Genomic DNA, 21,910 nt, shown 5'->3' with positions numbered 1-21,910 from the left:
GGGTCTCTCCGTCCGTCAGCCGTACGCGCCGCGGGCCAGGACGGAGACATTGTTGCCCTCGTCGTCCGGCAGCCAGGTGGTGCGCAGCACCCGGTCCAGGATCCCCAGGTCCGGCACCTGGGCGGTGCGGGCGACCATGAGCGCACGGGTCTCCCGCAGGATCTCGCCGAGCAGCTCCTCGTCCAGCGGCATCCCGGTCCGCGGGGGCACCGCGAGCAGGACGAGGTGCGGCGCCCGGGCGCCGGGCACGGCGAAGCCGAAGGCCGCGTGCGTGTCCCGCGCCCGGTCCGGGACGACCTCGCCGAAGGCGTCGACGAGACCCACGGCGACCAGATCCTCGCCATCCCCGTCCACCGCCCCGGCGTGGCTGAGGGCCACCGTCAGCCGCGGCACCTCCCGCTCGTGCCCGGCACGCCGTTCCTCGCCGGGGTCGACGGCACCGGCACGCACCCGGGAGTTCCTCGCGACCGCCTCCCGCTGCCACGGGTCCCCCGGGCTGCTGGACCACGCGACGAACGGCGCACCGCCTCCGGCGTCCGGTCGCAGACCCGCCAGCTGCAGCGCCTCCACCCGGGCCAGGGGACGCCGCACGGGCGCCACCTGGGTCAGCCACTCCTCCTCCAGCGTGGCGTCCGCCCCGACGATCCGGGCCCGGTCCACCAGGTCGCCCCGTCGCCACCGTGCCAGCACCGGCAGGCCGCCCTGCGGGCTGACCAGCCGGGAGATCGCCTGCGCGAGGGTATGCCCCCCGCCGGGCAGGTCGGAGCGGTGGCGTTCGGCGAGGGCCTCCTCGGTGAGGGGGGCGTCGATCCGGCGCAGCCGGGCAGGTCGTGGGGCGGCGTCCTGCCGCGTCCGCAGCTCCTGGGCGACAGCGCGCGTCAGGGTCCGCAGCGGGGTGGCGCCGGCGGGAGGGTCGACACCGAGCAGTGCGGCGCGCAGGGCCGCGGCGTCCTGGGGCGTCCGGTCCGGCAGCACGCCCCAGCTCGCGGCGCGGCGCACCGCCGCCCGCCGGGAGGCGGTGTCGCCCTGGGCCCCTGCGGCCGCGACCGCCTGCTTCCTGGCCTCCACCAGGTCCTGGTGCACGATGCCGTAGCGCACCCGCAGCTCCTCCGCCGCGGCAGACCCCTCCAGCGCGTCGCGTCCCTCGGCCAGGTCGCGCTCCAGGGCCGGGGCGCCCAGCACCTGGCAGAGGTCCTCCAGCCGGGCCAGCTCCGGCGGGTCCTCGACCCGGCACCCCGGAGCACCCACCGCGACCCGCACGGCGCTGTCCTGGTCACGCCGCTGCGCCGCGGCCCCCTCGGGGACATCGCCCTCCGTCACCCCCAGCACGGTGCCCAGCTCGTCCCGGACGACCCACAGCGTCGGCACCGGAGCGGGGACGGGTGTGACGGCATACCGGCCAGGGGCGCCCCCGGTGCGCCGCCAGGCGGCCCGGATGAGCGCCGCGACCTGGTCGGGGTCACGGCCCTCGAGGTCGGTGGCGGTCAGCCCCAGCGAGGCCGAGGTCGGTGTCGCGACCACCGCGCCGTCACGGTCCGAGAGCTCCCAGGCGAGGTTGGTCTCGGTCTGCACGTCCGCGGCGACGGTCCCGCCGCCGACGTCCGGCTGCGCACGCCCGGTCGCTCCCATCGCGACGGCGGCCAGGGCGCGCAGCTGGTCCGGGGACCAGGCGAGCGCCTCGACCGGCTCCAGACCGAGCCCGGCCAGGGTCACCGTCGCGGTGCGGCCGTCCTCGAAGGTGCCGGTCCACGTCCACCCGGTGCCCAGCACCGCAGACAGGTAGGCAGCGACCGCGGGCTCGGCGAGCGCCGCCGCGCCCGGCGCGACCCCGTCCACCGCCGGCGCGACCGGCAGCACCGAGAGCACGACCGTGGCGACCTCCAGGCCCGAGGCCGGAGTGACCGGGAACCGCAGCTCCGGGAAGGGCCCCGCTCCGGCGGCGGCGTCCATCGCCGCGGCGGTGCGCCCCGTGCTGCGGGTCGTCGTGGCGTGCACCCCCTCGAGCTGCACGAGGTCGGCCAGCGTCTCCAGCGCCGCCCGCAGCTCCTCCAGCCGCTCCCGCTGCTCCGGGCCCAGGACGATCGCGGGCGGCGCAGCCGGACCGAGCAGCCCGGCGAGCGCCTGCTCCCCCTGGCAGACCACCTGCGGGTCCGGGTCGTCGGGGTGCGAGGGCCAGGTGGTGCGCAGGGTGGTGAGCAGGTCGTACCACGAGGGCGCGGCGCCGTGCGCCACACCGTCCAGCACGACCTGCTCCACCCGTAGCCCCAGGGCCTGCTCCAGGAACAACCCGTCCCGTAGGTCGTCGGCCAGCTCGAGGGCCAGCCGGACGCGACGGCTGGTGACCGCTATGTCCCAGGGCACGGTGCCGCGCTCGTTGACGTGGCCGCGCGCGGCGGCCACCCGGAACCCGTCGCGGGCGACGGTCGCGGTCAGCGACTGGTCCAGCGACGGGGTGTGCAGCAGCCCGGCGGTCGTCGGCCCGTGCGTCCCGAGGAAGGGCCCGCACACCCAGCCGTAGGCACCCAGCCGGCGCCGCGCCGCGCCGCCGTCGACGACCGTGCGCAGCCGGCGCCAGGCGAACGCCGTCACCCACGGGTCCACCCGGGTCGAGGTCGTGTCCAGGGTCGCGGCGAGCGCCCGCTCCACCCGCTCGGCGACGCCGGGGTCGGGTTCGAACGGCGCCGGGTATGCGCTGGTGCCGGGTGGCACGCCCGCACCCGGGTCGGGGGGCTCGAGGGGCGTCGAGCGGCCACGGTCGAGCAGCCGGGCCAGCTGCACGGCCGCTGCCACCTGCGGGTCGTCCTGGCCGGGGTCGCCCTCCACGACGGGCCGCACCAGCGGGTCCAGCTCGCCGTCGCGGCGCCACCGGTTCGCGGTGAGGCAGGACTGCAGCAGCAGGCGGGCCAGCAGCGAGTCGGGCGCGCGCAGGAGCCGCGGGTACTCCGAGGGGTTGCCGCCGTCCTCGTCCCACAGCTCGACCCGGCCGTGGGTGGGGAGCTCGAAGAGCTCACGCAGGCTCGTGGGCCGGCGCCCGCCACCGAGCTCCAGCCGGCCCAGCTCCACCCGGCCCAGGGCCAGGTCGACCAGCCACGGCAGGGGCACGCCGCGTGCCTGCTGGTCGCGGTTCCACGCGTAGGCCGCGTGCGGGTGGCGGACCAGGGGAAGGCCGAGGCTCGTGTCCCAGAAGCGCACCGAGACGTCGGGACGGCCGGTGCCGTCGTGCGGGGCCGCCAGCCCCAGCCGACCCAGGGCCTGAACGGTGTCCTCGGCCAGCTCCTGGGTGCCGGCCACGTAGGTGTACTGCGGGTAGCGGCCCATCCCGACCTGCCGGTAGGAGGTGGAGACGCCGCCGCGGGCGAGCAGCTCGGCATACCGGGCCGGGTCCGCGCCCCGCACCGTGCCGTCCGGTCGCAGGTGGGCGTGCAGGTCCGCCACCGCCCAGGTGAGCACCGAGCGGAGCCGCTCCAGCCCCTCGACGAGCTCCGCCGGGTCCTCCGGCTCGGGCGCCCACCCGCCCAGCCAGGTCACCGGGAGGAGGCCGTAGGGATCCTCACCGATCCGCAGGGAGGGCAGCGGGCCCTCGGGTGCGACGTGCTCCAGCGCCCACCCGGCGAGCGCCCCCGCGACGCGGGCGTCGACCTGCCACTCGTCGACCAGGGTGCCGCCCCACAGCGCCGGCCACAGGGCCGCGGTGAGCAGGCGGGACAGCCCGGTCCCGGGGAGCGGGTCGCCCGGCAGCGCCTCGGCCGCCTCACGGTCCCCCAGCCCGACCGGCCCGTCCGGCGTGGCGGCCACCGGCCCGGACACGGAGGGCAGCTCGGCACCGGCGACGTACCGATTCAGGGTGTGGTCCAGACCGGGCACCGTGCCGGGCGTGCCGAGCACACGGGAGCGGACCGTCGCCCACCAGGCCTGGACGTCGGGGGCGCCCGCACCCGGCGTCGTCGCGGTGGGTTCGCCACCCACGCTGTTCGTGGCTGCCCCCAGCGGCAGCGGCCCGAGCCCACCGGTGAGGGCGTGCGCGGCGAAGAGCTCGCCCGGGTCCAGCTCCCCGAGGCCCCAGACGACGATCCCGCCGAGGGTGTCCGGGGTCAACCCGTCGGGCAGCTCGTAGATCCCGAGCAGACCCAGAGACCGCGCCGTGCCGGCATCGGTGAGCCAGCTGGCGGCGAGGTCCTCCGGCCGGGACGGGACGGGCAGCTCGAGCGGGTCGGGGATCGTCCCGTCAGGCTGCGCGTCGTCCGGCAGCGACCCGATCCGCTGCACGACCTCGCCACCATCGCCGCCGTACGTCCAGACCGCCACCGCCAGGCGGGGCGGCATACCCCGCACCACCGACACCTCGGGCACATCCCCCTCCGGGGGGTCGAGAGGCAGGGCGTGCCACCCACCGTCACGGCGCACCCCACGCGTGGCCGTGACCAACCAGGCGGCGCGGGCCGGTCCGGTCGCCCGGACCAGGGTGCCGAAGGCGTCCTGCACCCTGGGGTCGTCGAGGTCGCCGGCCCGCAGGCGCCCGGCATGCCGGACGACCCGCCAGAAGATGCCCGCCGCCTCCAGCTCACCGGGCCGCACCTGCGGGTCGTGCTCGTCGACCGCGACCGGCTGGGGGATGACCCGCACGCGCACCCGCCACCGTCCCCCGTCGTGCGCCGGAGGGTCGAAGAGCGTCTCCAGCTGCAGCGGGAGCAGGACGCCGACGTCGTCGCTCACGGTGTCCCCCCGCCCCTGAAGCGCAGATGGGTGCCGCTGATCGCGACCCGGGTATGCCGGTCGAGGGCGGCGCCGGCCACCTGCGCACCGGTGTCCAGCGCCAGCAGCGTGGTCAGCGTCACCGGCGGCATCTCGCCGGGCTTCTGGCCGAACTGGGTCTCGCTGGGTGGCTCGTCGAGGACCACGAGGTAGTCGTCCAGCGTGGTGGGTGCCACGTCGAAGACGAAGAAGACGATCTCCGGCCCGAGGCTGCCGGTGAACGCCGGTGGGATCGAGGCGCGCTCCGCATGCCACAGGGCCAGCAGCTCACGGTCGTCGATGTCGGGGGCGTCGAACTCGGGCGACTCGGCCAGCCGGTCCTCGGCGAACACCGCCTGCAGGTAGACCGAGGTCCTCGGGTAGCGGCGGAACAGCGCAGTGCGGAAGAGCACGACCAGCTGCTCCGTCGGGGGCTCCACGGGGAGGTCCGGCGGGAAGAGGTGGGTGCGGGTGCCGAGCGGCTCGTGCGGGTCCCAGGTCTGGATCGGCAGCACGTCGGGGGTGCGCGTGCCGCTCACCGCATCGACCGGCGCGAAGAACATGCGCAGCGGGGTCCCGCGCCGACCGACCGGCAGACCCCGCCACCGGGCCTCGGCGAGGAACTGGGTGTTGAGACCCACGAGGTACGCGCAGAAGAACGCTGGGTTGGTCCGCAGCGCCAGGACGCTGTCCGGTTCCAGGGTCTGGGCTCCGGGCAGGAACCAGTCGGGCTCATGCTGACGCAGCAGGCTCCACGTGGGCAGGTCCAGCCCGAGCGGGAAGCGGGGCGGACCCAGGTCGTCCACGGGAAGCCCGCTGACCCGTCTCCCCAGGGATACCCGGGCCGGCGCACCCTCCCTCCGGGGGTCCAGGGCCTCCTGCAGCACACGGGACAGACCTCCGGGGTCGACCCTCTGGGGGATCTGCGGTGCCGTCAGCCGGACGGGGACCCGCGTCTCCCGCACGAGACACGCGACGAGCAGCTCCTGCAGGATGCCGAAGACCAGCTCCTCCTCGCCCCCTCCCGCGACCCCGCGGGCGAAGAACTGCACCCCGGCCGGGTCCGGGAACCGTCCGGTGACGTGCTGCTCCAGCTCCGGGTCCAGCGGCGCGAGGGCGTCCGCCCTGGTCGCGGCCTCGCGCAGCACCCTGTCCCACCCGCACCGTTCCTGGACCATCGGCAGGTGGGTGGACACGAGATCCTGGGCACGCTCGGCCAGCGCCATGGCCGACTCGACGAGCCACCACAGGTCGTCCGGGCGGGCGCCGCGCCCCCGCCGGTAGTCGCGGCCCACCCGGAGCGCCTCCTCGAGCAGCTCGACGAGGAAGGCCGTGAGCCGGTCGTGCAGCTCGGGGTCGCCGCTGGCCTGCTCCCACGCGCGGAACGGGTCGAGGTGGGCCCGCACCGCGTCCTCCTCGGACCCCGCTCGGGGCGCCCCGACCTGCGCCGGTGCCGCCGCCGCCCGCCAGAGCGCCGCAGGATCCTCGGCCCGCTCGAGCAACCGTTGCGCGGCGCCGGTGAAGAGCTCCGGGACCAGCGGGCTGCCGTCTCCGCTGACGGTCTCGGCGAGCACCTGCCCAGCGCCGTCGCGCAGCCGTGCCGCCTGCGGGGCGAGCACGGCGAGCCGGGCGACGGGGTCGGCCGGCAGCGACCGGTGCCACAGGTCACCGGAGAGGGTGAGGCCGGTCGCGGTCCGGGCGATGAGCGCGGTCGCCTCGTGCAGGGCACCGGCCTGCTCCACCGCGGCCCGCATGAGGTCCTCCTGCGCCTCCACCCCGACCGAGGCACCGGTGCCCGCATGGATCCGGTCGCGGGGATCCTCGTGCAGCTGTCGCACCCACCCGGCGGGGGCCTCCTCAGCGGGGTCCACCCACGGGGGTCCGTACTCCGGCAGCCCCAGCAGCCTCGGCTCCCCCGGCGGCACGGGCAGGTCGTGCAGGCTGCGCAGGTGCTCGGTCACCGACCGGACCTCGTCGTCCGGTGGTGGGGTGACGTCACCCAGGGCGGACAGCGCACCCCGCACCTCGAGGACGACCCGGGTCGGCGGTCCGTCGGCGTCGATCCCCGGATGCACAGCGGTCAGCGCCGCACGGCCGATGCCCTTCGGGTCGCGCAGCCGCAGGGCGCGGCACAGGCTCTCGAAGTCACCGGCCTCACCGGTGGCGAACCCCCAGGTGTCCAGCACCGGGACGGGACCGCCGACGACCACGCCGTCGCCGTCCCACCGGTCGACACCGCCGGGACCGACGGTCGGCACGAGCACCGCGACGTATGCCGTCTGCGCGTCCAGCCGACGCAGCGACAGCACCCTCGAGAAGCGGTGCGGCGCCGGCCGGCCGAGCTCGGAGGTGTCGAAGCTCTCCGCGTCCGGGACCTGGACGTGGGCCCACAGGCGCGACGTCGCGAGCGGGTAGTCCTTCAGCACAGAGGCGGACAGGGTGACGGACCGGCCCGAGACCTGGATCTCCTCGGGCGTGCCGACGAGCAACGCCAACCACGGCCGGAGCTGACCGTCGACCGTCGGGCCCACCGAGTAGCGCCACGGCAGGTCGGGCGCGTGCAGGTCGACGTGGGGGAACTTCGTGTCCTCCGCGTCGGTCACCCCCGGCGCCGGCGCCCGGTGCCGCACGGCGGTCGGTGCCAGCCCGATGACGTCCGCGCCGGAGCGCAGGGTGAAGCCGACCCCGCCGGTGGCCTGCTCGCCGGGGCCGGTGCGGGTGGAGTCGGTGAGGGTGAGGTCCAGCCGTCCCGCGCGCCGTCCACCGGCGGTCCCGGTGGCCGCGGCCACGATGCCCGGCTGGCGCCAGCTGGTGAAGACGAGCTCGTCAGCCATCGAAGACCCCTGTGAGCGAGACGACGGGGCTGGACACCGGGGCGGCCACCAGGCCCGCGTGCCGGGCGGTGCTCGACGCCGAGGCGGCGGTGAACGGCATACCGAAGTCGTCGGTGACCCGCTCCCCCACCGTCCACGGCTCCGCGGCGACCTCCACCCGGGGCTCCTGCGCGACGAGCAGGGCACCCTGCTCACGCTCGACAAGGGTGGCCAGCCGGTCCACCGACAGGTATGCCGCCCGCCCGGTGAAGGAGAGGCGCTCGGGAAGGCGGATCACGTCGGTGGCGAGGGAGGCGGTGACCTTGTCCGCGGCGGTGGCGAAGTCCTCGCCCGCGCTCAGCCGGAACCCGGACACCGCCTCGACGAAGGTGGGGGTGGCGAGCTGGTGCGCGTCCGAGAGCTCGGCGAAGGTGCCGTGCGAGAAGAGATCTCGCTCGGGGGACGTCGTCCAGGCCGCCACCGCGACGTGCAGCGTCCGGGCCGGGGCGAGCGGTTGGCCCTCGGCGCGCTCGAGGAGCTGCTGCAGCGGCACCCGCTTCTGCTCCCAGACGAGCGCCCCCACCGGCACGGCGAGGGTGGGGTCGTCGGCACCCGGGGCGAGCTGGATCTCGGGGTCGGTGCCCTCGGCCCGGAGGTTCTCCTGGCGGGACAGCTCCCCGGCGAGGTGGTGGGCCAGGTTGGTGATGGTCTCGAGGTGCTCCGGCGGCGAGCTGTCCAGGGTGATGGTGACGCTCTTGCTGATCTTGACGAGCACGCGGACGCTGCCACGTGCGTGCAGCACCAGTGGTCCGGGACCGGACAGCTCCCCCAGCACACGGATGCTGGCGAACTCCGTGCCGGCGAACTCCGCGGCCATGCCGGCGTCGATCCGGGCGGTGAAGAAGAACGGCTTGAGCTGGATGAGGGCGTCGAACTGCACCCAGCCGTGCACCTTGATCGGGCCGATCTTGATGCCTGCCTCGGTCCGGGTGCCGAACTGGTAGGAGGTCGAGGTCACCGCGAGGTACATCTCCTGACGGAGCCAGACGATGCCCAGGGAGAGGGACGCGCCGGCCCGCGGCAGCGCCGGGACACCGAGCCCTCGGGCGTCGAACCGCGGGTGGAACCCGCCGACCGAGTAGACGAAGAAGGGGCTGGCCCCGACCCCGAGCCGGAAGGCGATGCCGCCGGTGATCCGGATGATGCCGAGCACCGTCGAGTCCACCAGGTAGCCGTCGAGGAAGAGCAGCCCCTGGGTCGGGTCGACGCCGCCGATGACGTCGAGACGCAGCCGGACCAGCGCGAAGTCCTCGGTGCCGACGACGTAGCGCCCAACGCCGGCCACGAAGACCTTCCCGGAGGGGATCTCGAGGAACAGCCCGACGTCCAGACGCAGGAGGTACAGCCAGTTGAGCTGGAGGGTCGGTCCGACGACGTGGCTGCCCCGGGCCGGGGGGAACAGCGCGCGCAGCTCCCCCAGCAGCCGGGGCGCGTGCCGGACGGGGTCGTCGGTGAAGAGCACGTCGCCGGAGGTGCCGTTGCCGAGCCTCTCCCTGAGCCGGTCCAGGTCGGCGCGGCGGTGTGCGCCCACGAGCCCGCCGAAGCCGGAGACGGCGAAGCCGAAGCCGACCTGGATGCCCGGCACCGGCAGACGGATGCCGATGAGCAGCACCACCGAGGTGGTCCCGTCGGGCAGCTCCTCGAGGACGCCCCAGGCGAACGCACCGATCCCCAGGATCCGCAGGGACAGGGCCCCACCGAAGACCCGAGGACCCAGCCGGGCGAGGAAGCCGCCCCCGGAGACCGGGCCGGCCTCGAGGGCGATCCCCATCCCGGTGGGTGGGAGCAGACCCGTGGTGCCCGTGCTCCACCTCCCGACCCAGGCCCCGGCGTCCGTCACGGTCACCGAGACCGGCCCCAGCTCAGCCCGTGCCGACAGGCGCAGCACGGCGCGCAGGTGGAGGGTGTCGCTCCCGACGTCCAGCTCGAGGCGGACGAGGACCGTGGGGACGCGCAGGCCGGCGCCCGGGCCGCCGACCACGAGATCGAGCGCGTGCGTGATCTCCACCCCCAGACCGGCCCCGCCGCCCTGGGAGGACAGCCCGCTCCCCTGGGCGAAGGCGGTGCGGACGTCGGCGGAGAAGACGATCGCCGGTGGCAGGGGCAGACCTCCGGCGACCGGGCCGAGGACGTCGACCCCGACGCCGAGGCGGACCGGCGCGAGGGTGAGCAGGAGAGTGAACAGCGGGGTCTGCGGCTCGCTGCGAAGGGTGACCCCGAGCCGGACCTGCCCGACCGCGACGTGCGTGCCGGCCGGGTCGCCGACCAGGAGGGCGTCCTGGCCCAGCGGGCTCTGCGGCGTGACGTGGACACCGACCGGTCCGGACGAGCGCACGCTCGGGTCGAGCCGGTCACCTGTGGCCGCGAGGACGATGCTGGTCGGCCCGCCGCCCGGGGCCTCGACGACGAGCTGCCATCCCGGGGCCAGGGACACCGGGCCGGTGGGCAGCAGGCCGGCGGGGAGCACCGCAGCGACGGCGAGATCACCCAGGTCCCCGGGCCCGAGCGGCAGGTCGGTGCTGGTCGCGACCAGGTGCACGCCGGTGGCCGGTGGCGTCCTGCTGAGGCCTCCGGCAGGGAGCGGGAGGTAGACCGGTGAGTTGACGAGGGCCACGAGGTCCCCCAGGCCGGCCCCGTCCCCGGTCGGCAGCGCGGCGAACCCCTTCCGGGCATACTCCAGCCGGAGCAGGGCGAGGGGGTCTCCGACCAGGAGCAGGAGCAGCACCTGCAGCGACTGCACGTCCCCCAGCCCGTCGACCCGGCCCACGAGGGTGCTCATGGCCACCTCCCCGGGGTCCTGGGTGAGCTGACGCAGGCGGTCCCAGCGGATCCGCAGGTGGCGTACCTGGACGACCCCGCCGGACTCCTCCCAGGTCACCTGGACCACCCCGAGGAGGGTGAGCGCCTCAGCAACACGCGGCAGCTCCACCTGCAGCGCCCGGACCGCCAACGTCTCCCGGACGGCCACGTCGGTGACCCGGGAGCGCAGCAGCGCCAGCCAGCGGTCGATGCCCGGACCGCGGGGATCGGTGCCGACGGCCAGGTCGTCCAGGGCCATCGGCGCCAGCGCCGCGAGGCCGGTCGGGAGCGGGGGCAGGCCCGAGGCCGGTGGCTGCCGCAGGCAGTCCCGGAGGGCAGTGCCGAGGGTGGCGAGCAGATCGGCCATACGTTCACACCAGGAGAGGGACCGAGAGGTGCGCCGATCCACGGGATCGAGCGCCAGCCCCGACGGTCAGGGTCCGTCGGGAGACGATGCGTGAGGGGGACGCTAGTCCTGTCCGCTCGGCGGTGTAAAGGGGTCTTCGGCGAGCCGCCGGGTCCAGTCGGCTCGCTCCAGGTCGTCCGGCGTCAGGTATGCCGCGAGCGCCACCGTCTCGGTCGGCGTGAGGTGCAGCGGGTTCGCTGCCCGGCCGAGCCGGATCAGCTCGCACCCGGACAGGTCCGGGTCGTCCTTCAGCACCTGCCGGGCGACCGGCTGCCGCAGGGGTACCGCGGCGTAGTGCACCACCGGCTTGTCGGCACCGGCCGGTGGCGCGACCGGGTGGGTGACCCGACCCAGCTCGACGACGGCCGGCGTCTTCTGGCCACCCAGGTAGCGGACGATCAGGTCACCGGGCTCGATCAGACCGGTGCGGTAGGTACGCGCCAGGCACCACTCCTGCGGGTGCGCCTCGGAGAACACGGACGACGACGCCGGTGACCCGGCGGTGCCCCGGACGACCCAGCACCCGACGTCCTGGCGTGCGATCGGCATACACCCTCCTGCGTTCCTGGACCGGCTGTCCGGGCAGGGTATCCGGACCGGCCGAGGTCGCCCTTCCGTTCCGTACACCCGTGTGGCGGTCTTTCCGACGTGCCGTCGACGTCGGACCGGTCCACCATGGGGCGATGAGCCCCATGCACCGCCCACCCGCCCCCGTCCGCTGGACCCTGCGTCTGGAGGACACCACCAGCCTCGACGGCCCGGTCGCCGCGATCGAGCCCAAGGTCACCGCGCTCTTCGGCACCGGGTTGCGCGGCTCCGTGCTCCGCGGCGAGTGGCTCGGCCACGCGCTGCACCCGCTGCTCACCGATCTCACCATGGGGTCCTGGACCTCCGCCACGGTGCTCGACCTCGTCGGCGGCCCGGAGTCGGCGAAGGCCGCGCAGCGCCTCGTCGCCACCGGCCTGCTCACCGCAGGTCCGACCGCGTGGAGCGGCTGGGCCGAGTGGTCCTCCACCGCTCCTCGGGAGAAGCGGGTCGGGCTGGTGCACGCCGCCAGCAACGGGCTCGCGGTCGGCGCCTACGCCGCGTCCTGGATCGCGCGGCGCCAGGGTCACCATCGCCTCGGAGCGGTGCTCGCTCTCGGCGGCGCCGGTGCCTCCGGTGCTGCGGCATACCTCGGCGGTCACCTGGCCACCGCCCGCGATGTAGGCAGCCACCACCCGGCCTTCGACGACGCCGCGTGAGCGAGCGGGCGCGAACCGACCAGGGCGGCGACCTGACCGAGATCCTCGGTGTCTACAACGCCGACGGTGGACTGCGCGGCGAGGCGACCTATGTCGTCGGGAAGGTGCTCGGCCGGGTCCACTGCGGCCTCTGCGACGTCACCCCGCACCTGCCCTCAGGGGGCGGGCGCCTCGTTCCTGACGGTCCTCAGCTGCTCCACCGACGTCACCCGCACCGGGTCGGGCCCGTCCGCGCCGATGACGATCTCCAGGCGCGGGTCGGCGTGGGGCCGGTCGTTCCAGGTGTCCAGCCACACCTGCAGCCCGGCAGCGTCCACCTCCGCCACGGCGCGCCGCACCTCCGCCCGGCGCCCCCCGTCCTCGATCGCGCAGGCCAGCACCTCCCCCGTCACGTCGCACCGCACATCGCCGCCCTCGACGACCTCGTCCACCTCGGCAGCCACGGCATACCACCAGTCCACGAGGCCGGGGTGGAGCCCGCCGTGGCCCTGGAGCTGCACGCCGTCATCACTCTCGACCGTCACCGTGACCTGTCCAGGCGTCGGCGCCTCGCCGAGCCGCTCGGCGAGCGCGGAACGCTCGTCCGCGGCCAGCCCGTCGGCGACACGCACCGACACCCGGTGGTCGAAGCTCTTCCCCAGGTCGCTGACCACCACCGACGCGCTCTCCACCCCCGGGACCTCGCGCAGGGCCGCCTCCGACCTCGCCCGGGTGGTCTCCGCCTCCTCGCGTGCCTCCCCGAGGCTGGTGAAGAGGGTGACGAAGGTCCCCACGACACCGGCCACGACCACGATGACGACGATCGCCAGGCCGACGAGGAGGACCCGCAGGACGGTGGCTCCTCGCGGCTGCGCGCGGGGAGGTGGCCGTGTCCCCGCCCTTGGCCGCCGACCCTTCCCCATGACCCGAGCCTAGGCGAACGACCCGAGCTCTCGCGGGGGCCAGGACCCCCGCCAGGCTGACGGCATACCGATCGCCGAGCGTCCCTTCGTCGCATCAGCCCTATCGGTAGCCACGCGGGCCCGCTCACTGATAGGCATAGTTCGTGAGTCACCTCTTCATCGACGGCACCTGGCGCGACGCCTCCGACGGCGGCACCCGGACGATCCTCTGCCCCGCCGACCAGAGCGAGGTGGGAACCGTCTCCGAGGCCACCGCGCAGGACGCCGAGGCGGCCGTCCTCGCCGCCCGCCGCGCCTTCGACGAGGGCGGGTGGCCGCAGACCCCCGCCCCCGAGCGCGCCGCTCTCCTGCGCCGGGTCGCCGACCGGCTCGCCGCCGAGCGCGACGAGGTCGCCCGGCTGGAGAGCCTGGACACCGGCAAGCGCTTCGTGGAGTCCCAGATCGACGTCGACGACATCGAGGCCGTCTTCCGCCACTTCGCCGACCTGGCGGCCAGCGAGGGCGGACGCGTCGTCGACACCGGCCAGCCGCAGGTCGCCAGCAAGGTCGTCCACGAGCCGGTCGGCGTCTGCAGCCTCATCACGCCGTGGAACTACCCCTTGCTCCAGACGAGCTGGAAGGTCGCGCCCGCCCTGGCCGCAGGCAACACCTTCGTCCTCAAGCCCAGCGAGCTCACGCCGCACACCTCGATCTGGCTCATGCACGCGCTCACCGACGCCGGGCTCCCGGCGGGCGTCGCCAACCTCGTCCTGGGCGCGGGGGCCACGGTCGGTCCGCCGCTCACCTCGCACGAGGCCGTCGACCTCGTCTCCTTCACCGGTGGGGTGGAGACGGGCCGCACGATCATGGCGGCGGCGGCGCCGACGGTGAAGCGGGTCGCCCTCGAGCTGGGCGGCAAGAACCCCAACGTCATCTTCGCCGACGCCGACCTGCCGGCCGCGATCGACAACGCGCTCACCGCGGTCTTCCTCGACTCCGGGCAGGTATGCAGTGCCGGCGCCCGGCTCGTCGTGGAGGAGTCGGTGCACGACGAGGTGGTGGACACCCTGGTCGAGCGAGCACGGCAGCTCCGGCTCGGCGGACCCTTCGAGGAGGCGGCAGAGGCCGGGCCGCTCATCAGCGAGGGGCACCGCGCCAAGGTCGCCGCCTACGTCGAGGCCGCCCTCGAGGACGGCGCCGTGCTGCGCTGCGGCGGTGGCGCACCGGAGGACCTCGACCTCGCCGACGGCTGGTTCTACTCCCCCACCATCCTGGACGGGTGCACGCGGGACATGCGCTGCGTGCACGACGAGTCCTTCGGCCCCGTCCTCACCGTCGAGACCTTCTCCGGCGCCGACGCGGACGCCGCGGAGGACGCCGCGGTGGCGATCGCCAACGACACGATCTACGGCCTCGCCGGTGCCGTGTGGACCCAGAACGCCGGTCGCGCCGAGCGCGTCGCCGGACGGCTGCGCCACGGCACGATCTGGATCAACGACTACCACCCCTACGTCCCCGGTGCGGAATGGGGCGGCTTCAAGCAGTCCGGGATCGGCCGCGAGCTCGGTCGCGCAGGGCTGGAGGAGTACCGCGAGACCAAGCACATCTGGCACAACACCCGTCCCGCCCCCGCCGGGTGGTTCGCCGACCGGCGCGAGAGTGCAGCAGACACCACCACCCCGCAGGAGACCCGGTGAGCGACCACTACGACTACGTCATCGTCGGTGGCGGCTCGGCCGGATCCGCCCTCGGCAACCGGCTGAGCAGCGACCCCTCCACGAAGGTGCTCGTCCTCGAGGCCGGCCGCAGCGACTTCCGCATCGACCCCTTCATCCACATGCCGGCGGCGCTGCCCTACCCGATCGGCAGCCGCTTCTACGACTGGAAGTACGAGAGCGACCCCGAGCCCGCGATGGGCGGGCGCCGCGTCTACCACGCCCGGGGCAAGGTCCTCGGCGGCTCCTCCTCCATCAACGGCATGATCTTCCAGCGCGGCAACCCGCTGGACTACCAGCGCTGGGCGGCCGAGCCGGGGATGGACCACTGGGACTACGCCCACTGCCTGCCCTACTTCAAGCGGATGGAGACCGTCCTCCTGGAGGACGGCCGCACCGGCGCCGACGACTGGCGCGGAGGGTCGGGTCCGCTGGTCCTCGAGCGCGGCCCCGCCAGCTCGCCCCTCTTCGGCGCCTTCTTCGAGGCTGCCCAGCAGGCCGGCTACCCCCTCACCGACGACGTCAACGGCTACCGCCAGGAGGGCTTCGCCAAGTTCGACCGCAACGTCCACCGCGGCCGTCGCCTCTCGGCCGCGAGGGCATACCTCCACCCCGTCGAGCACCGGCGCAACCTGCGCATCGAGACCCTCGCCACCGTCACCGGGCTGACGATGGAGGGCACCCGCTGCACCGGTGTCGACTACGTGCGCGGCGGTCGGCTCAAGCGCAGCGTCCGGGCCGGCGAGGTCATCCTCTGCGGCGGCGCCTTCGCCTCCCCCCAGCTGCTCCAGCTGGCCGGCATCGGCGACCCCGAGGTGCTGCGCGCGGCCGGCGTCCAGACCCGGGTGGCGCTGCCCGGCGTGGGTGCCAACCTGCAGGACCACCTCGAGGTCTACCTCCAGCACTCCTCGACCCAGCCGGTGTCCATCGCGCCGTGGCTCGCCCACCACCACAAGCCGCGCATCGGTGCCGAGTGGCTCTTCGGCCGTCGCGGGGTCGGCGCGAGCAACCACTTTGAGGCCGGCGGCTTCATCCGGTCCAACGACCAGGTCGAGTGGCCCAACCTCATGTTCCACTTCCTGCCGATCGCCATCCGCTACGACGGCAGCAAGCCCGCCGAGACCGAGCACGGCCTCCACGGCTACCAGGTGCACATCGGCCCGATGTATGCCGACACCCGCGGCCACGTGCACATCCGCTCGGCCGACCCGAGCCAGCGGCCCTCGATCCTGTTCAACTACCTGTCGACCGACACCGACCGCCGCGAGTGGGTCGAGGTGGTGCGCGCCGCCCGCGACATCCTCGGCCAGCCGGCCTTCGCGCCGTTCAGCGGCGGCGAGATCTCCCCCGGGCCGCAGGTCGAGACCGACGAGCAGATCCTCGACTGGGTGCGCGCCGACGCCGAGACCGCGCTGCACCCCTCGTGCACGACGAAGATGGGCAGCGCCGACGACGAGTATGCCGTCGTGGACCCCTCCTCGATGCGCGTCCACGGCACGCAGGGCCTGTCGGTGGTCGACGCCTCGGTCTTCCCCTTCGTCACCAACGGCAACATCTACGCGCCGGTGATGATGGTGGCCGAGAAGGCCGCCGACCTCATCGCGGGTCATACCCCGCTGCCTGCCGCCGACGTGCCGTGGTACCGCCACGGCGCCGGGCAGCCCCTCTACCCGCCGGGCGATCCGCGCAACGCCGCGTGGAACGCGATCACGGACCCGCCATCGGCCGAGCGGCTCCGACGGGCGGCCGGGTCCACCAGCGAGAGGAACCCGTGATGAGCGCCACCACCGAGAAGGCCACCCCCACCCCGACCCCACCCGCCAAACCGACCGGCTCCCCACCGGTGCGGATGCCCGTCTTCGTCGCCTCCCTAGTCGGCGTCGTGCTCTTCGCGATCTGGGCCATCGCCATGCCGGAGCAGGCCTACAACACGATCTACTCCTGGACCGAGTGGGTCGGCGGCGCCTTCGGCTGGTTCTACATCGCGCTGGGCACGGTGATCCTCGTCTTCGTGCTCTACCTCGGCATCTCCCGCTACGGCACCCTCCGGCTCGGCCCGGCGCACTCCCGGCCGGAGTTCTCCACCTTCGCCTGGGCCTCGATGCTCTTCGCCGCCGGCATCGGCACCGACGTGATGTTCTTCTCCGTCGTCGAGCCGGTGACGCAGTACATCGCGCCCCCGGTCATCGAGGGCGAGACGGTGCAGGCCGCCCGGGAGGCGACCGTCTGGACGCTCTTCCACTACGGCATCACCGGATGGGGCATGTATGCCCTCATGGGCATGGCGCTCGGATTCTTCGCCTACCGCCTCAACTACCCGCTGGCGGTCCGCTCCGCGCTCGCCCCGATCTTCGGGCGGCGCATCGACGGCGCGCTCGGGCATACCGTCGACACTGCCGCGATCCTCGGGACGATCTTCGGCGTCGCCACCAGCCTGGGCATCGGTGTGGTGTTCCTCAACTTCGGTCTCGGCGAGCTCTTCGGCGTCCAGCAGGGGCTGGCCGCCCAGATCGGCCTGGTCGTCCTCGCCGTCACCATCGCCGCGATCTCGGCGACCACCGGCGTCGACAAGGGCATCCGCTTCCTGTCCCAGCTCAACGTCATACTCGCCCTGGGCCTGGCGGCCTGGGTGCTCATCACCGGCAGGACCCAGCTGCTCCTCGAGGGCGTCGTGATGAACGTCGGCGACTTCGTCGGGCGCTTCCCCACGATGACGATGGACACCATGGCCTACGACGGGGCCAACGAGTGGATGAACCTCTGGACCCTCTTCTTCTGGGCCTGGTGGGTCGCCTGGGCCTCCTTCGTCGGTCTCTTCCTCGCCCGCATCTCCCGGGGGCGGACGATCCGGCAGTTCGTCGCCGGCACGATGGTCATCCCCTTCGCCTACATCGTCATGTGGGTCTCGATCTTCGGCAACGCCGCGCTGGACCGGGTGCGCGGAGGTGATGCCGACTTCGCCGCCGCCGCGCAGGAGTACGACGGGCGCGGCTTCTTCATGCTGCTCCAGGACTACCCCGCCGCGGGGCTGCTCGTGCTGGTCGCCACCACGGTCGGGCTGCTCTTCTACGTCACCTCCGCGGACTCCGGCGCTCTGGTCATGGGCAACCTGTGCTCCGAGCTGCGCTCGGTCCAGGAGGACTGCGCGCCGTGGCTGCGGATCGTCTGGGCGGCGGCTACCGGCCTGCTGACGATCGCCGTCCTCGCCGTCGGCGGGATCTACGCCCTGCAGTACGCCACGGTCATCATGGGGCTGCCCTTCGCGATCGTCCTCGTCCTCGTCATGTGGGGCCTGCTCAAGGCGTTGCGCACCGAGATGCGCCGCGTCGAGTCGGGCAGCGGCACGCACGCGGTCCCGTATGCCGTGGGCGAGGGCCGCGGCGACAAGGAGACGTGGAAGGCGCGCGTCGCCCGGGCCACCAACTTCGTCGACACCGACGACGCCGAGGCCTACCTCGCCTCCGTGGTCGAGCCGGCGCTCACCGATGTGGCCGCCGAGCTGCGGACGCGCGGGGTCGACGCCGAGACGACGCGCGGCATCGCGCCGCCGGACGACGAGGACCCCGAGGGCGGGGAGTTCGTCGAGCTGCGGACCGTCGAGGCCGAGCACCCCTTCGTCTACCGCGTCCGTGTCGGCCTGCACCCCGTCCCGACCTACGGCGGTCGGATGATCGGCAACCGCGACCGCTACGCCCGGCTCGAGGTGCACCTGGCCGAGGGCGGGCAGGACTACGACGTCATGGGCTACACCCGGGCCCAGGTCATCCACGACTGCCTGGACGCCTACGAGCGTCACCTGGAGTTCCTGCGCACCGTCTGAGCCCAGCCCTCCACCACCCACCGAGCGCCGCGAATGGTCGCCCTCACCACCACCGAGCGCCGCGAATGGTTGCCGGGGTCGGGCCGGCGCAACCCTGTGCGACGCCCGGTGGGTCGCGAGACAACCATGTGCGACGCCCGGTGGGTCGCGAGTGCCGGGAGGCCACGGCATACCTCGTCACCCTCGAACGCGCGGGCGTCCCGCAGCAGCTCGGTCGCCCCCGGACCGATCGCCACGCCGCTCACGGAGACCGTCAGCTACGACTTCAGCCAGCAGGTGCTGCCCCGGATGGGACGTCCCGAGGAGATCGGTGCGGCGGTCGCCTACCTGGCCTCCCCCGGTGCCGGCTACGTAACCGGCCAGGTGCTGCGGGTCTGCGGCGGCGCCGCGCTAGGCTGACCAGCGTGCCGCGGACGACCCTGGAGATCCCCTGGAGCCGACTCGAGAGCTCCCTTGCCTCGGAGCTGGGGGCGGGCACCGTCAGCCGGCGCCCGCTGGACCTGCACGCGCTGTCGCACGACGCCTCGCACTACCTGCTGACACCGGAGCTGCTGGTCCGCCCCACCTCGACCGCCCAGGTGGCCGCGGTGATGGCCGCCTGTGACCGGGTCGGTGCGCCGATCACCTTCCGCTCCGGGGGCACCAGCCTGTCCGGGCAGGCGATCACGGACGCGGTGCTGGTCGACACCCGCCGCCACTTCACCGACGTCCAGGTCCTGGACGGCGGGGCGCGGGTCCTGGTCCAGCCGGGGGTGACGGTCCGTGCGGTGAACGCCCGGCTCGCGCCCTACCACCGCAAGCTCGGGCCGGACCCGGCGAGCGAGGGCGCCTGCACGCTCGGCGGCGTCATCGCCAACAACTCCAGCGGTATGCACTGCGGCACCGAGCTCAACACCTACGCCACCCTGGAGTCGATGACCTTCGTGCTGCCCTCGGGCACCGTCATCGACTCGGGCGCCCCGGACGCCGAGGCCGAGCTGGCGGCCCGGGAGCCGGAGCTGGTGGCCGGGCTGCTGGCGCTGCGCCGCCGGGTGCTCGCCGACCCGACGTCGGTGGCCACCATCGAGCGGTTGTTCTCGATGAAGAACACCATGGGCTACGGGATCAACGCGCTCCTCGACTTCGAGAGCCCGCTCGACATGCTGGTACACCTCATGATCGGCAGCGAGGGCACCCTCGGGTTCGTCGCGTCCGCCGTGCTGGCGACCGTCCCGGTGCACCCGGAGGTCGCCACCGGGCTGCTCGTCTTCGACACCATCGGCGAGGCCACCGGCTCCGTGCCCGCGCTGGCCGGCACCGACGTGGCGACCGCCGAACTGCTCGACGCGGCCTCGCTGCGGGTGGCCCAGCAGGACCCCCGGTGCCCACCGCAGATCGCCGCGCTGGGCGTGGACGAGCACGCCGCGCTGCTGGTCGAGTGGCAGGGCGGCACCGGCGACGAGCTGGACGCCGCGCTGGCCGCGGCCGCCCCCACCCTGGACCTGCTGCCGCTGACCGCCCCGGCCCGGCTCACCCGAGACACCGGTCAGCGGGCCGGACTGTGGAAGGTCCGCAAGGGACTCTTCTCGGCGGTGGCCGGTGCCCGCCCGGCGGGGACCAACGCCCTGCTGGAGGACGTGGTCGTGGGCGTCGACGTGCTCGGCGAGACGTGCGTGGCGCTCACCGAGCTGTTCGCCGCGCACGACTATCAGGAGTCGGTGATCTTCGGGCACGCCCGCGACGGCAACGTGCACTTCATGCTCAACGAGCGCTTCGACGACCCGGCCTCGATGCGCCGCTACGAGGCCTTCACCGAGGACATGGTCGACCTGGTTCTCGGCCGGGGCGGCTCGCTCAAGGCCGAGCACGGCACCGGCCGGATCATGGCCCCCTTCGTGCGCCGCCAGTACGGGGACGAGCTCTACGCCGTCATGTGGGAGCTCAAGCGGCTCATCGACCCACGCGGCCTGCTCAACCCGGCGGCCGTGCTCTCGGACGAGCCGACGTCATACCTGCAGGACCTCAAACCCTCCCCCCGGGTCGAGGAGGAGGTCGACCGCTGCGTGGAGTGCGGCTACTGCGAGCCGGTCTGCCCGTCGAAGGACCTGACCCTCACCCCGCGGCAGCGGATCGTGGTGCGCCGCGACATCCAGACCGCGCGGGAGGCCGGCGACCACGCCCTCGCCGACTCCCTGGAACGCGACTACGACTACGACGGCAACCAGACCTGCGCCGTGGACGGGATGTGCCAGAGCGCGTGCCCGGTCCTCATCGACACCGGTGACCTGACCCGCCGGCTGCGCCGCGAGTCCGCGGGGCGGGTCGTGGACGCCGCCTGGGCCGGGGCGGCCCGGGCCTGGGGCACCGTCGGCCCGCTCGGCGGGCTGGCGCTGAGCACCGCGAAACTGCTGCCCTCGGGGCTCCCGGTGGCCGCCACCCGGGTGGTGCGGGCGGTGGCCGGCACCGACACCGTGCCGCTCTACGACGGCCGGCTGCCCGGGGGCGGCACCCGGCGCCAGGAGCTGGACCCGGACTCTCCCGCGGCGGTGCTCTTCAGCACCTGCATCGGCGAGATGTTCGGCACCGAGCCCGGCGGGCACACCGGTGACCTCGGCTCCGGGGCGGCCGGAGCACTGGTCGACCTGTGTGTGCGCGCCGACATCCCGCTGCGAACCCCCGAAGGGCTCGGGGGCCTCTGCTGCGGGACCCCATGGAAGTCGAAGGGCATGACTTCCGGGTATGCCGTAATGACCGATCGGGTGGTCACCGCGCTGCGGCGGGCGACCGAGCAAGGGCGCCTGCCGATCGTCGTTGAGGCGTCTTCGTGCGTTGAGGGCCTCATGGTGATGCTGGCCGAGCACGCACCGGATCTCCGCGTGGTGGACGCCCTCGACTTCGTGCACCAGACGGTCCTGCCCCGACTGCGGGTGCGGCGTGGTGATCGGACGGTGGTGGTCCACCCGACCTGCTCCTCCGAGCGGGCCGGCAGTACCCCGGCGCTCATCGCGCTGGCACGTGCGGTCGCCACGGACGTCGTGGTGCCGACGGACTGGGGTTGTTGCGCCTTCGCTGGCGACCGAGGGCTGCTCCACCCCGAGCTCACGGCTTCGGCCACCGCTGCAGAGGCGGCTGAGGTTGCGGCGATCACCGCGGGAGCACTGGCAGGCCGAGGCTCCGAGAACCACCCGCATCGCAACGCCGCCGCGACACCGCTGAGCCAGCCAGCCTTCGTCTCCTCCAACCGGACCTGCGAGATCGGGATGAGCCGAGCCACAGGACACCCCTACCGGCACGTGCTCGAGCTGCTCGCGGAGGCCAGCCAGGCCTGACCTCTTCGGGCATTCCAGATCTCGTATGCCAACGGCCCGTGACCTCTTGGCCCCGAGCGTGGTGAATGGTTGCGGGGCCGTTTCAGGGACGACCATCCGCGACGCCCGGTCGGCCCACACACGACCATCTGCG

At 73.9% G+C, this 21,910-nt stretch carries 11 protein-coding genes; 6 read left to right on the top strand and 5 right to left on the bottom strand.

All coding sequences use genetic code 11. The features are described 5' to 3' along the window. Positions 1 to 15: 15 nt before the first annotated feature. The 4 genes from FA582_RS06270 to FA582_RS06250 form a co-directional block, all read right to left on the bottom strand. The gene (locus FA582_RS06270) at positions 16 to 4,713 is read right to left on the bottom strand and encodes a hypothetical protein (RefSeq protein ID WP_010147012.1); all 4,698 of its coding nucleotides are present in this window, start codon (positions 4,711 to 4,713) and stop codon (positions 16 to 18) included. Beyond that, positions 4,710 to 7,565, bottom strand: a complete 2,856-nt coding sequence (locus FA582_RS06260; protein ID WP_010147014.1) for a hypothetical protein — start codon at positions 7,563 to 7,565, stop codon at positions 4,710 to 4,712. The genes FA582_RS06270 and FA582_RS06260 overlap by 4 nt, the downstream gene beginning before the upstream one ends. Beyond that, on the bottom strand, positions 7,558 to 10,770 hold the full coding sequence (locus tag FA582_RS06255; RefSeq protein ID WP_010147016.1) for a DUF6603 domain-containing protein: 3,213 nt from the start codon (positions 10,768 to 10,770) through the stop codon (positions 7,558 to 7,560). The genes FA582_RS06260 and FA582_RS06255 overlap by 8 nt, the downstream gene beginning before the upstream one ends. A 102-nt stretch (positions 10,771 to 10,872) precedes the next feature. Further along, entirely contained in the window at positions 10,873 to 11,358 is a 486-nt protein-coding gene (locus FA582_RS06250; RefSeq protein WP_010147017.1) for an EVE domain-containing protein, read from the bottom strand. A 134-nt stretch (positions 11,359 to 11,492) separates the two neighbouring features. On the opposite strand from FA582_RS06250, the gene FA582_RS06245 reads away from it, so the two are divergent. Next, positions 11,493 to 12,053, top strand: coding sequence for a DUF2231 domain-containing protein (locus FA582_RS06245; RefSeq protein ID WP_141567536.1), 561 nt, complete (start codon positions 11,493 to 11,495; stop codon positions 12,051 to 12,053). A gap of 155 nt (positions 12,054 to 12,208) precedes the next feature. Here FA582_RS06245 and FA582_RS06240 read toward each other — a convergent pair whose 3' ends face one another. Beyond that, the gene (locus FA582_RS06240; RefSeq protein ID WP_033228673.1) at positions 12,209 to 12,955 is read right to left on the bottom strand and encodes a hypothetical protein; all 747 of its coding nucleotides are present in this window, start codon (positions 12,953 to 12,955) and stop codon (positions 12,209 to 12,211) included. A gap of 143 nt (positions 12,956 to 13,098) precedes the next feature. On the opposite strand from FA582_RS06240, the gene FA582_RS06235 reads away from it, so the two are divergent. The 5 genes from FA582_RS06235 to FA582_RS06215 all read left to right on the top strand — a co-directional run bounded on the left by FA582_RS06235 (position 13,099) and on the right by FA582_RS06215 (position 21,777). Next, a complete protein-coding gene (locus FA582_RS06235; RefSeq protein ID WP_010147019.1) occupies positions 13,099 to 14,631 on the top strand; it encodes an aldehyde dehydrogenase family protein in 1,533 nt (510 codons plus the stop codon). Then, entirely contained in the window at positions 14,628 to 16,424 is a 1,797-nt protein-coding gene (betA, locus tag FA582_RS06230) for a choline dehydrogenase (RefSeq protein ID WP_010147020.1), read from the top strand. Before FA582_RS06235 ends, betA begins: the two co-directional genes overlap by 4 nt. Beyond that, positions 16,424 to 18,469 (top strand): choline BCCT transporter BetT, encoded by a 2,046-nt coding sequence (betT, locus tag FA582_RS06225; protein ID WP_147899776.1) that lies wholly within the window; start codon positions 16,424 to 16,426, stop codon positions 18,467 to 18,469. The genes betA and betT overlap by 1 nt, the downstream gene beginning before the upstream one ends. Positions 18,470 to 18,595: 126 nt before the next feature. Continuing rightward, a complete protein-coding gene (locus tag FA582_RS06220; protein WP_010147022.1) occupies positions 18,596 to 18,868 on the top strand; it encodes an SDR family oxidoreductase in 273 nt (90 codons plus the stop codon). A 5-nt stretch (positions 18,869 to 18,873) separates the two neighbouring features. Next, positions 18,874 to 21,777, top strand: coding sequence for an FAD-binding and (Fe-S)-binding domain-containing protein (locus FA582_RS06215; protein WP_010147023.1), 2,904 nt, complete (start codon positions 18,874 to 18,876; stop codon positions 21,775 to 21,777). Positions 21,778 to 21,910 lie beyond the last annotated feature (133 nt).

The sequence above is a fragment of the Serinicoccus profundi genome (assembly GCF_008001015.1).
GTDB classification, from domain to species: Bacteria; Actinomycetota; Actinomycetes; order Actinomycetales; family Dermatophilaceae; genus Ornithinicoccus; species Ornithinicoccus profundi.
The sequence above is the reverse complement of the archived record's forward strand: the minus strand, read 5'-3'. Positions and strand labels throughout refer to the sequence as shown.